Below are 11,602 nucleotides of genomic sequence, written 5' to 3' on the forward strand. Positions count from 1 at the left end.
TCGTTCTAGGCGTTGGCGCGGCCACGCTGATGGCACGGATGAGCCAGAAGAACGGATACAGTGCCCCCAGCGAGCGAAAAGTGCGTTCCGCGGCCGAGGGACGATGCGGAGCGCCCGTCGACAACAACTAGCACGCTGCTGAAAAACCCCGCGCTGGACGCGGGATCTGGGACATGATTCACTTTTCCTAGCCGTTGGCAGGAGGTGATCATGCGCGGAATGGACGAGACGAGCGGGTCGCTGTTCAGCTGCGTCGACCTTGAGGATCGCTTTCCCGCCAAGCACCCGCTCCGCAAGATCCGGCAGATCGTCAACGACGCCTTGGTCAGCCTCGGTCCCGAATTCGACCGGCTCTATTCGGTCGAGGGCCGCCCCTCCATCGCGCCCGAGCGGCTGATCCGTGCGAGCCTGATCCAGATACTATTCTCGGTTCGCTCCGAGCGGCAGCTTATGGAGCAGATGCAGTATAACCTCTTGTTCCGTTGGTTCGTGGGCCTTGGCATCGAAGATTCGGTCTGGGTTGCGACGGTGTTCACGAAGAACCGGGACCGTCTGCTGACGACAGAGATGTCGCGCAAGTTCATGGCCGCCATTCTTGCCCACTCGGAGGTGAAGCCGCTGCTGTCGGACGAGCACTTCTCGGTCGACGGCACGCTGATCAAGGTGCGGGCTTCCATGAAGAGTTTTCAGCCGAAAGCCGATAGCGCGCCGCCGGGCCAGGCGGATGGACCAGACGATCCGCCTTCACCGCCCTCCGACACCGCTGCCCCCGAACCCCGCCAGACCGAGATCGAGCCGATGCCCCGCAAGACCAGCCGCAACCGAAATGCCGAAGCCGACTTTCGCGGGCAGAAACGGTCGAACACGACGCATGCCTCGGTGACCGATCCCCAAGCGCGGCTCTACAACAAGTCACCCGGCGCCGGGGCCATCCTTTTCTTCATGGGGCATACGCTGATGGAAAACCGCAACGGACTGATCGTGCAGGCGGAGGTCACGCAGACCGATGGCCACGCGGAGCGAAAGGCGGCATTGAAGATGGTCAACCGCCACTCCCCGGGCTTGACCCGGCGCCTCACACTCGGTGCCGACAAGGGATATGACAGCGCGAACTTCATTTCTGAACTTCGCCAGATGTGCGTCACGCCGCACATCGCCCGGAAAGCAGCCATTCCGCGCTAGACGGCCGAACAACTCGTCATTCAGGCTACGCCCTGTCGCAGAAACGGCGGAAGAAGATCAAAGAACCCTTTGGGTGGGCCAAGACCGTGGGGTCGATGGCCCAGACTGTGCTGCGCGGCACCGAAAGGCTCGGCGTGCAGTTCACGATGACAATAGCCGCCTGCAACCTGGCGAGGCTGCCGAAGTTGCTCGCAACATGACCAGAAGCAACGAGGAAGATCGGCGACATGCGCCCTGAGCCTCGAACTCGGAGAAGGCTCTCTCCCGCCTGATCAGAACAGCATTCCTGGCAGCCGACTATTTCAGCGACCTGCTAGGGTCAGGGTGTTCGCTACTGCAACGTGTAGGAGCGCATCGGATCGCGAATGACCATTCGGGCTCGAGGGCAATCTCCGCTACCGAGAGAGCAGTCGTCTCAAGAAGCTCGCAGGCGCGCTCGGCCCGCAGGCGCATTAGATAGAGCCGCAGAGGAACGCCTACACTCTGCTTGAACATCAGCGCGAATTGGCAATATGACAGCTGTGCCTCGGCTGCGAGTTCATCCAGACTGATGTCGTCCGCCGGGCGCGCGCGCATGAGTCCAATATAGCGCCGCACGGCCTACGGCGCGAGACAACCCTCTGCCAGGATGAGCGGCGCCCTGGCCAACCGGCAGAACCCGGAACGATATCGCAGGCGGCCGCGCTAGGCTCCAGGCTCCGGTAACGGGGCCGTCCCAGTCAATGCACTTTGCGCAAGAAGATTACACCCGCCGAAGCAGGAGAGCGGCATTTTCCGGGGCTCGTTCCTTATCTTCACGCTGTCCTGTATTGAGGTCCTTTGGTCACATGCTTCGGTCCGTGGTCAGCGCTTGGCTGCCGACATGATGCTGGTTCGGTGCAATTCCGATGCGCCCATCTCGGGTGCGTGCTTGACGGATGTCAACGAAGGTCCGGAGCACGGCATCATCGGAACCACGTCCCTGCGGGACCTCGAGGGCCTGCGATCAGGCAGATGACGGATTACGGATCAGGTCGTCGGCGCAGCCTCCATTTGGAAGGCGGTGCCATCGACCCACATGCGATGCAGGATGACCGAGATCCGGCGGGCCAGCGCGACCATAGCCTTCTTCCTGCCCCGGCGTTTTGCAACTTGAGCGCCCCAGCTTCTCAGCCATGTCCCGCGGCCGCGGTTCATCATTACGGTTGCGGCCTGGCACAACGCGCGCCTCAAGCTCACGTCACCGGCCTTGGTTATGCCGCCTAAGACATCGCGCTCGCCAGACTGGTTGCGCGACGGCGTCAGCCCGACCCAGGGGCCAACGTTCTTCGAAGAGGTGAAGCGGGTCGGGTCATCGATCGCGGATCGGTAAGTCAGGGCGACAACTGCGCCAACTCCCGGCATGGTCATCAGTCGCACGCAGACCGAGTCGTCCTGAGCCATCTGCCGAACCAGCCTTTCGAGGCTCGCCAGTTCCTGGCGCAGCGAAGCCCTTGCACGCAACATGGGAGCTGTCGCCGTCTCGAGCATGGCATTGCCGTCAGCGAGTTCTCGAATGCGGTGCTCGAACCTTCCCCGCAATATCGCCCCGACCTTTAAGCCGAAGTTCCGCAAGAGCCCGCGCAGTGATATCTCCAGTGCGATCACGTTCTGCTGGATTACCTTTCGAGCACTCAGGATGACTTGAACCGCTTGCGCCGAGGCTGACTTGCGTGGACGGGGCGGAACCACTCGAGGTGGAGCAAACGCGCAATGCCCTCGGCATCCCGGCAGTCGATGGCCATTGCTGCCCTGGTTCGGACGCTCACCAGACGCTATTCATGCCTGCGGTTGTATGAAGGGGCCCGGCTGCTCCACAAGCGTGAAGCTTCGGGCTTGCCGGACACGTCAGCTCCGTAGGCTGCGGCAGTTCCGATGCGACGGCCTCTACGCTATATCAGAACTCTTCGGACCGGCATCTCGCGTGGAGAACGTGAAGGACTTCTCGTGCAGGACCGACTGAACGACGTTTGCGTGGCCCTTAAGCCACTGAACTCCAGCTTCGCCTGCAAGCATACCTAGGAGTCCTAAAAGCGCGATGATCGGTGGCGCCGGAGAACGGACGGACAGAAGGCCGTAGATCACGCCGATCCCGAGACCGACGGCCAGCGAAAGAACGTAGGGTTGGAAATTGCTCATCACTCGGAGCCTTGTTGTGTTCAAGTGTAAGTAGGAAATTAGCGCGTGGTCTTCCGTATTGCGTCGCCGAAGCTGACGTGCTGGTGCCGATCTTGCTGCCTTCGCAGTCTGCATTACAAAAATTGAACCGCGAGTACGGTCGCGGGTATCGAACGGGCTTGGCGGGAACGTCCAGTGGCTACACAGCTATCAAAGCTTCCGGGCCCGACGGGAGTGTCATGAACTCTGTGTATCTGGGGCGGCCCATGCGGGTTTCAGATACGGTCACGCGGTGAAGCGATCCTCGAACATGATAGCCAGTTGATTGCGGGCGGCAAACCATTCCCGAACGTTCCTGCCGCCTTTTTCGAAGCTGCGGACGCAAGGTAGATCAGCATGGTTGCGGCCTCTTCAGTCGGGAATGAGCCGCGCGTCTTGATCGACTTGCGGATGACCCGGTTCAGGCTCTCGATGGCGTTCGTCGTGTAGATGATCTTCCGGATCGCGGGATCGAAAGCAAAGAACGGGATCACCTCGCTCCATGCCCTGCGCCAGGCCGGGGCGATGGTACTCTCGGCCCGACGCCTTCGGCGACGCATCTTCAGCCGTCCGCAGTTTCGGCTAGATGGGGAGCGACCTGCGCCTACTCAGAGCGCCAAATCGCCGATCGAAGCAACCGCAAGATTGGCACCAGCACGGCAGCTTCTGCGCCGCGCTGGTCGGTTGAACTTGCTACCTATGCCGGCAGAGTTCGCCTCCCCCTCTGATGCAAGGAAAATACCATGACTTTCCGCAACGGCCTCGACTCGCTTCTCCGCCCCGAGGATTCGGTCCTCGTTCTGATCGATCACCAGCCATACCAACTCGCCAACCTGAACAGCCACGACCCGCACATGGTGGTGAACAACACGACCGCGCTGGCCAAGTGCGCCAAGGTGTTCGGCGTGCCCACGATCCTGACCAGCGTCGTTGCCGACCGGGGCGGCGTGATCTTCCCGCATGTCACCGAGGTGTTCCCCGGCCAGGACGTGATCGACCGCACCACGATCAACACCTGGGAGGATCCCAAGGTCGTAGAGGCGGTCAAGGCGACGGGGCGCACGCAACTCATCATCGCCGGCCTGTGGACGGAGATCTGCGTGGCGATGCCCGCGCTGCAGGCAGCCGGCGAAGGCTGGGACGTCACAGTAATCACCGATGCGTCAGGCGGCACGTCGGTCGAGGCCCACGAGGTCGCCATCCAGCGCATGATCGCGGGCGGCATCAACATGATGACCTGGCTGGCGCTGGCATCGGAATGGCAGCGCGACTGGGCTCGAGCCGAGACGGCGACCGCCCTGAACGACGCCCTCAGGAACCATCTCGGCGGCAGCGCCATCGCCTATCTGTGGGAGCAGCAGCTTCTCAATACCCCCGTGCCCGCCAAGGGGGCATGATCCCTGGCCGGCGTGGCGGGTAATTCGCCGGGATACGGCGCCTGAACTGACCCCGTGGCATTTCGCCTCCGTCGCGCACCAGCCGTGTCCCGCGCGACACCGGAGCCATCACCCCGAAATGCCGCCCTGCTGCCGGATCGATGACCGAGGAGCCCTGTCTTCCCGCAGATGGTGAGAGTGAAAAGCGAACAAGCAACGTTCGGCCGTCTAGATCCCAATCATAATCTTGCCTCGGAGCGACGATGGAAGTTCCTTCCTATATCACCTTTGTGATCGTCAGCGCAGCGCAAACCGCGACGCCTGGACCTTCCACCTTGTTCATCGTGAACAATGCCATCGCCTACGGGTGGCGCCGCGCTCTGGGCGCGCTGAGCGGCGATCTAGTCGCAATCGCCATGCTGGCCACTCTCTCCGTCTTGGGGTTGGGCGCCCTGCTCGAAACCCATCCTGTGGCCTTTCTCGGCCTCCGCCTTGCGGGCGCGTCCTACATCATCTGGCTCGGATTGACTTTTTTCGGTCCCGGGCGGCCGAACGCCAAGATCAAGGCAGCCGAGGCGACGCGTTCACATAGTGGGTTGATGCTCTGGCTTCACTCGTTCGGCGTGGGCATCAGCTATCCGAAGGCAGTCCTGTTCTTCGCCGCTCTGTTTCCCCAGTTCCTCCCAGCAGACAGCGGGACAGCTGTCCTCACGCTTCTGGTTCTCACGTTTGTGGTGGTGAAGTTCGTCATTCTCGGTGCCTACGCTCTCGGCGCCCGGCGCTTCGTCCGACTGCTTCATAGGCCAGAACATGCAAGGCGCGGACGCATGTTGACCGGCATCATCTTCATCGTCTTCGGAGCACTGATGATCTGGTCGGGGCTGACGGCCACATGATGCGATCGGTCCATCCAGCCGGTCGTTTTCCACAATCGCCAGCGCCACCATCCGTGTTACCAAGTGTTCAGTCCCGGAGATTGGTGGATCGGGTTTAGAATGAACTTTTCTGTCTTTGAGGTCCGGATCTTGCACGTGTATTCTCAGGGCGAGAGGCCGCCGAGGGTCTTGAGCCGACGTCCGAAGTTGCAGGCTGCCATGAGGTCTCCGAGGTGCGTGCGCAGCAGATCGTGGTTGTCATAGTGGAAGCGCTTGACCCTCGCATCTTTAGTCGTGCGGTTCATTCGCTCTGCCTGCCCGTGGGTCCACGGGTGGTTCGGCTTCGTCAGCCGGTGCTCAATCCCGTTGGCCTCGCAGACCATGTCGAAGCGCATTGGTCGGGTAGCGCTTGAACGCCTGCCGTTTTGGCTTGCCTCCCTCAATGTCAGGCAGGCGGGATCTGCGATGCCGCTGCAGGCACCGATGCAAAGCCGAGCGCGACAGGCGCGGGATCGTGAGCTGAAGGGCATAGAGGCAGTCATCCAAGGCACGAGCGTGTGGCGCCGAAACGCGACAACCATCGCTTCCTCCACCTCGGTCATGAAGGTGGAGCGCAGCTCCTTCGAGCCGGTTTTCAGTTCATCGACCGTCACCCGCTTTTGCCATTTGGCGACCGTCTTGGGTTGATCCCAACTCTCGGCTCAGCTCAGCGAGCGAAGCTTGCGATCGCGGTATTCCAGCTCGTACGGGGTGCGTGGTCGTAGCGCTCTGGTGACGAACTTGTCCCATAGCGCTTCCAAAAATTTCCTCGAAAGATCACATCTTCAACCGTGGGATCAAACACCGAGGCACGCTGACTGATCGAGCAACCCGCGCCCCTACCGCAATAAGGCGCTGGTGTTGGTGGAGGCTATGACGTCGCTCTTTCAGCGCCACTACCCCTCCGTGGTCTAAAGGCTGTACGGGGCTATTCAACATCATCCGCGTCGATGGCAGCCCGGCCGCGAGGAAAGAGCGAAGGAGGCCCAGCGGTTGAGAGCATAGCGGAAGACATCGGCGGTATCGCTCTTGCCAGGGACCGGGGTCAGCTGCTGCTCGGCCAGGCCTTGAAGGCAGCGTGCAGGTCGTGGCCGGTCAGGCAGACGCCTATTGCGACGACTGCGATTGAATCCGCAAAAGCGACGCCATCGCAGCAGGGATGGCAACGCATTCCGTGTCGGCACCGGCTAAATTGATTCCGTGGCTTGACACATTGTGGACGACATTCAATCGGACGCTGTGCCGCGCGATCTGCAGTGACCTTTCTAGACGGCGGCATTCGATTGCTGCGGTGGCAGGTCGCCACGCTTCAGTCGCTGGACCACCAAAGAGTGATATCTGTGAACTCATGGCAAGATTGAGAATACCGATGCCAAAAGGCCTGACTTCATACAATTGCACCACGTCGCGACGCCTCGGGCTGGAGTCGCAACTCGATATACCTTTCATGACCGTAGGAAGGATCGATGGAAAAATGCGCACTCAAATGCACCGTGTCGTGGAGGGAGGAGAGAGCGGCGTACTGGTTCTGGTCGAACTCGGGCAGACTTCCGGGCAAGGACCGCACGTTTCGCCAACGGGAGCGAACTCTGAAGTGTATCCCAAGGCAAGCGTCTCGATCCGCGACCTCAGATATCCGTGCGAAGTGGGTATTACGGAAGAATCAGACACTATAATTTTCTGGATTGGTCGCGATGCGCTCAACGAATTTTCGATACTCTCTGGGGGACCGGAGTTTACGGTGCTGAGCTGCGTCGAAGGCGTTAACGACCCTTCGTTACAGGGACTGGCACTAGCGCTTCTGCCAGCCTTAGAGTATCCGTGCAAATCCAGCCTGCTGTTCTTAAAGCCGTTGGCGCTTGCCATTCTGGCACATCTGACACAGCACTATGGCGGGCTGACCGTGGCGCCGAGCCGCAAGGGCGGACTGTCCGCGCGGCAAGAGGCCAAGGCCACCGAATTTCTTACAGTACATCTGCAAGAGGATTTCACGCTGCAGAATTTAGCCGATGCCTGCGGTCTTTCCCGAAGCTATTTCAGCAAAGCATTCAAAGTCACGTTCGGCAAGACCCCAAGGAGGTGGCTGGCCGAATTTCGCGTCGCGCGCGCTTGCGAGCTACTGCGAACCAACATGCCAATCTCACAGATCTCGTTGTCCTGCGGCTTTGCCGACCAGAGCCATCTGACGCGAGTGTTCTCCGATGTCATGGGAGAACCCCCGGGGGGCTGGCGACGTAATCTTCGAGTCTTTTCGCATGAACGGCCAGCCTCCGCCGAAATGCCGTTAAGCGTGAAGGACTGGGGTAGTAATCGCGCTCCTTTAAAGGACCTTCGCTTCCTGAAAACCCATGTTTCACTAGCGACCTCCCCATCCTACCCTACCATGGCACATTCAAAATCGCTGCCGTCGGCAACAGCTTCCTAGAGAAGCCCTTAATTACGATGCGCGATCTTCAACCCAAACATGAAAAGCCGCTTGTCTACAAGGCGATGCTCGACGTGCCCGATAGCAGGGGCATTTTGAGGACGACAGATTGCATCGTGCCCCAATATTCGGGCATAAGTTTCGTCCAATTCCACTATCCGCCGGGCGAATATATAGGAAAATCCTTCGACTGCTGGCTCATCGGGGTCATTCGTACGCCACACGTGGTCAAGCATTCGGAGTTCGAGGACAAGTGCACGAGTGCGCGGACCGTTACGGCAGGGGAGCTTCTTATCATCGAGCCGGGGGCCGAATACTCCGCGAAGATTTCGACGCGAGCTCAAATCGACTTCTTGATGCTGACCAAGGATCGTTTAAGCGCCAGCCTCAGCGTCCAACACAAGGACCGTCTCGTCAAGAATGCTTCTCCAGAAGCGTATTTCACCTCCCACCTCATCTCGCCTCTGGTCAATGCTATATTATCCAGCGCCGACCGCCCCGACGTGTTCGATCCTTCCCATACTGACAATTTCATCAACGCAATCGTCTCGGGACTGTGCCAACCCGACCCCGACATGAGTGCCGGCCGGGACCGCTTTCGTCATGGACTATGTCCGCGCGACTTGAGAAACATTGATGAGTACATCGATAGCGCGGCAGGAACCGCAGTCACCAATGCACAACTCGCAGCGCTGGTGAACTTGCCTGAATCGGTTTTTCGGCAATGCTTCAAGGTCTCAACCGGAAAGACGCCGTATCAGTATGGCCTAGAGCGCAGGATTCTACTCGCCCGGACGTTGCTTGGGTCGACGGGTCTGTCGATCGCCGAAGTCGCCTATAGTTGCGGCTTCTCCTCACAAAGCCACATGACGGACGTGTTCAGAAGCCGCGTCGGCGCCACGCCGGCGTCCGTTCGGAAAGCTAGTGTGGGCGCCTGATGCAGCGATGCCGAGCTTGGCTGTCAGCGGACGCAGGGCTGCTCCCTCCCCAGGCAATGTGTCTGCACGTTCGGCCGCGGGGCTGCCGGGATATGACACCACCTGGCACGGAATTCGGAATAATCCGGTTAACCGCCGGTGCATAACCGTCGGTGTCTAAAGGAAAGGATGCGTCGATATGCCCTGGCACAGGATCGAGAGCCACCAGAATCTGCATCCGCAGCGGCATTGCATCACTAGGATCGACCACGGAGAAGGCGCCCAAGAAAACCGAAGCGCGATCCTGTCCGGCCGTCCCGATCCCGTCCGCGGTCGTTTGAGTGGCAGCGCCGTCGATGCGGGAACCTGTGCGCGGTTTCCGCCGCTCTCGGTCCGACTCGTGCCGATGTCCGAGCCTGCGCGGGCTGACGCGCGGGTGAGGGTCTTCGTAACCGGCCGAGGCACTTCTCTGGGTCGTGCCGTCATTGCGGAACTTCTGGCGCGCGGCCTGTCCGTCACCGTGTTCGGCACCGGATACGAAGACGATTTCAAGGGCCTTGTAACGCTGCTCTCTGATCTTTCCGAGACAAGTGTAATACGCTCGGTCGCTAAACGACTGGATGCGGTGATCCATTGCGAACAGGCCGAACGGCGCACGACACTATCCGTCGCGGCCGCGCTCTGCGAGATGCTGGCCGCAATGCCGCCGCATGGCAGGCTGATCTCGGCAACCGGCGTGACGTGTCCCGACTGCCCGTATGCAGCGGAGATCGACCGTGCCATTTTGTCCGCCGCCCGGTGTGTGCCTCAATCGGCTTATGTTTTGGCGCCTTCTTTGCTTTCGTCTGCTTGCCCGGCGCGTGTCGGCATCGATACCCGGCTTCAGCCGATATCGCGGGGCCTGCGCGTACCCTCCCTGCGCGAGTTGACAACGACGACGGTGGAGGACTGCGCGAGGCTGCTTGCTTGTCTTGCCGAAAACGGCGCATTCAAGGGCGGCGTGGTCGCCTGTCCAGCATCGGCGGCCCGCGTGCCCGCCGAGTCGGTGGATCCCAAGAGGTTTGATTTCGGTGATCCGAAAACCCCTGAAGATTTTGGCTACAGAGCGTCGCCCGAACCATTGGGGCGGCGCACGGGGCAGCCTGCCTTCGTGGACAAAATGTCCTCGATGCAAGCGGATGAGACATGGTCGCACATCGCGCCGAGGATTTTCAATTCTGCGGCGGACAGGCGTCGTAGCGACGCACGGAGGCAGCAATGATGCGCCAAGAGCCGCAGGATCACATCCTGCACGACTTAAGGAACGCGCTGACCCACATCCGGCTGACGGCCGAAGCGCTTTGCGGCGGCAAGGATGCGGCGACGCGCCGTGGGGCCGAACGCATTTTGCGAACGGTTGATCACAGCACGACGATCTGCGAGTCGCAGCTGCGCGACCGCGCCGACGAGCGCAAGCCGGCAGAGACCGATGCGGCCGCCGTCGCTGCCGAAGTGGCACAAGAGCTGGCCGACCAGGGCAGCGGGAAGGTTCGCATCTTCCTCGACATACCCGGTAGAAAGACCCTTCGCGTGCGGTGCGGGCCACAGGCGCTGCGTGCCATCATCGCGAACCTCGTGGACAATGCCAAAGCTGCGCTCGCGGCTCACGCAGATCCCGTCATTCGCCTCAGGCTCGGGGCCGAAGGCGACTTCGTCGTGATCGACGTCAGCGACAATGGCGGCGGGTTTCCCGAAGGCGGCAGGGGCTGCGGCAGCGCCACCGGCCCGCGCATCGGGCCGGATGGCTACGTGCGCGGTGTCGGCGCGCGTTCCAGCGCCATGCTCTCGTGCATGCTTGGCGGTCGCATGATCGCCGTAGAAACCGGTCCCGAGGGGATGCGGATGTGGGTTATCTTGCCGGCCGCGTCACCACAGGCCGTGACAATTGGGCAGGAGCGCGCCGGTTGAGGCCGGAAGTCCAGTGCCAAGAGTGTCATGAACTCTGTGTATCTGAGGCGGCCCATGCGGGTGCAGATACGGTCATGCGGGAGAGCGATCCTCAAACATGATAGCCAGTTGATTGCGGGCAGCAATCCGTTCCCGGACGTTCCTGCCGCCATTCTCGAAGCTGCGGATCGCAAGGTAGATCAGCTTGGTCGCGGCATCTTCGGTCGGGAATGAGCCGCGCGTCTTGATCGACTTGCGGATGACCCGGCTCAGGCTCTCGATGGCGCTTGTAATTGGTACGAGGATCTCGGTGCCAATGTTCGGCTGGGTTCCTGCGGACCTGTTGTATACTGCGAGCATCCGGGACGGAGGCGCCGGGAGCACGACGGAGCGGGTAGGCCGATGCACGTGATGAGCTGCGAGCTCGCAGTTAATAGCTGGCCGCCTTTGCTAATCGCCCGGTTGCGCCAAGAGCGCGAATCCGTAGTTGTCGTGTCGCCCGCCGCTCGCGCTTTTTGTCACTGGCACGGACCGGACGGAGCTATGCGAGATTTTGGGTGATGGGGCCTGAGAAGGCGGCGTATCGTGGCGGGTGTCAAAGCCTGCCAGAACCTCCCGAAGGAGCGATACGCCTTGGAAGACGATATCACGATCACCCCGCTTCACCAGCCCGGATCTGTCATCGAT

The 11,602-nt window shown here is 60.9% G+C and carries 7 protein-coding genes and 5 pseudogenes; 7 read left to right on the forward strand and 5 right to left on the reverse strand.

Translation table 11 applies throughout. The features are described from left to right. Positions 1–210 precede the first annotated feature (210 nt). A pseudogene (locus tag PAM7066_RS17970) lies at positions 211–1,382 on the forward strand (IS5 family transposase). Between the two features lie 808 nt (positions 1,383–2,190). Here PAM7066_RS17970 and PAM7066_RS17980 read toward each other — a convergent pair. The 3 genes and pseudogenes from PAM7066_RS17980 to PAM7066_RS17990 form a co-directional block, all read right to left on the reverse strand. Beyond that, positions 2,191–2,936, reverse strand: a pseudogene (locus PAM7066_RS17980) (IS110 family RNA-guided transposase); the annotation flags it as partial. A gap of 151 nt (positions 2,937–3,087) precedes the next feature. Next, entirely contained in the window at positions 3,088–3,339 is a 252-nt protein-coding gene (locus PAM7066_RS17985) for a DUF1427 family protein (RefSeq protein ID WP_085855598.1), read from the reverse strand. 264 nt (positions 3,340–3,603) lie between these two features. Continuing rightward, positions 3,604–3,887: pseudogene (locus PAM7066_RS17990) on the reverse strand (transposase); the annotation flags it as partial. Between the two features lie 213 nt (positions 3,888–4,100). Between PAM7066_RS17990 and PAM7066_RS17995 the strand changes: the two are divergent. Next, positions 4,101–4,754 (forward strand): hydrolase, encoded by a 654-nt coding sequence (locus tag PAM7066_RS17995; RefSeq protein WP_085855599.1) that lies wholly within the window; start codon positions 4,101–4,103, stop codon positions 4,752–4,754. 242 nt (positions 4,755–4,996) lie between these two features. Further along, positions 4,997–5,629 (forward strand): LysE family translocator, encoded by a 633-nt coding sequence (locus PAM7066_RS18000; protein ID WP_085855600.1) that lies wholly within the window; start codon positions 4,997–4,999, stop codon positions 5,627–5,629. Positions 5,630–5,685: 56 nt separating this feature from the next. On the opposite strand, the pseudogene PAM7066_RS18005 reads toward PAM7066_RS18000, so the two are convergent. Next, positions 5,686–6,397 (reverse strand): annotated as a pseudogene (locus PAM7066_RS18005) (transposase family protein). Between the two features lie 619 nt (positions 6,398–7,016). Between PAM7066_RS18005 and PAM7066_RS18010 the strand changes: the two are divergent. The 4 genes from PAM7066_RS18010 to PAM7066_RS18025 all read left to right on the forward strand — a co-directional run bounded on the left by PAM7066_RS18010 (position 7,017) and on the right by PAM7066_RS18025 (position 10,936). Further along, positions 7,017–8,072: a helix-turn-helix domain-containing protein gene (locus PAM7066_RS18010; protein ID WP_175484743.1), complete on the forward strand. Its 1,056-nt coding sequence runs from the start codon at positions 7,017–7,019 to the stop codon at positions 8,070–8,072. 17 nt (positions 8,073–8,089) lie between these two features. Continuing rightward, entirely contained in the window at positions 8,090–9,010 is a 921-nt protein-coding gene (locus tag PAM7066_RS18015; RefSeq protein ID WP_085855602.1) for a helix-turn-helix domain-containing protein, read from the forward strand. Positions 9,011–9,188: 178 nt separating this feature from the next. Next, the gene (locus tag PAM7066_RS18020; RefSeq protein ID WP_085855603.1) at positions 9,189–10,250 is read left to right on the forward strand and encodes an NAD-dependent epimerase/dehydratase family protein; all 1,062 of its coding nucleotides are present in this window, start codon (positions 9,189–9,191) and stop codon (positions 10,248–10,250) included. Next, the gene (locus tag PAM7066_RS18025) at positions 10,247–10,936 is read left to right on the forward strand and encodes an ATP-binding protein (protein ID WP_085855604.1); all 690 of its coding nucleotides are present in this window, start codon (positions 10,247–10,249) and stop codon (positions 10,934–10,936) included. The genes PAM7066_RS18020 and PAM7066_RS18025 overlap by 4 nt, the downstream gene beginning before the upstream one ends. A 72-nt stretch (positions 10,937–11,008) precedes the next feature. On the opposite strand, the pseudogene PAM7066_RS18030 reads toward PAM7066_RS18025, so the two are convergent. Continuing rightward, positions 11,009–11,206: pseudogene (locus PAM7066_RS18030) on the reverse strand (IS256 family transposase); the annotation flags it as partial. Positions 11,207–11,602: the final 396 nt, after the last annotated feature.

Source organism: Palleronia marisminoris (genome assembly GCF_900172315.1).
Taxonomy (GTDB): Bacteria; Pseudomonadota; Alphaproteobacteria; order Rhodobacterales; family Rhodobacteraceae; genus Palleronia; species Palleronia marisminoris.

What these genes read in the sequence shown, in the direction of transcription:
- PAM7066_RS17985 (WP_085855598.1), bottom strand. Translation starts at nt 3,339, where the DNA reads ATGAGCAATTTCCAACCCTACGTTCTTTCGCTGGCCGTCGGTCTCGGG.
- PAM7066_RS17995 (WP_085855599.1), top strand. Translation starts at nt 4,101, where the DNA reads ATGACTTTCCGCAACGGCCTCGACTCGCTTCTCCGCCCCGAGGATTCG.
- PAM7066_RS18000 (WP_085855600.1), top strand. Translation starts at nt 4,997, where the DNA reads ATGGAAGTTCCTTCCTATATCACCTTTGTGATCGTCAGCGCAGCGCAA.
- PAM7066_RS18010 (WP_175484743.1), top strand. Translation starts at nt 7,017, where the DNA reads ATGCCAAAAGGCCTGACTTCATACAATTGCACCACGTCGCGACGCCTC.
- PAM7066_RS18015 (WP_085855602.1), top strand. Translation starts at nt 8,090, where the DNA reads ATGCGCGATCTTCAACCCAAACATGAAAAGCCGCTTGTCTACAAGGCG.
- PAM7066_RS18020 (WP_085855603.1), top strand. Translation starts at nt 9,189, where the DNA reads ATGCCCTGGCACAGGATCGAGAGCCACCAGAATCTGCATCCGCAGCGG.
- PAM7066_RS18025 (WP_085855604.1), top strand. Translation starts at nt 10,247, where the DNA reads ATGATGCGCCAAGAGCCGCAGGATCACATCCTGCACGACTTAAGGAAC.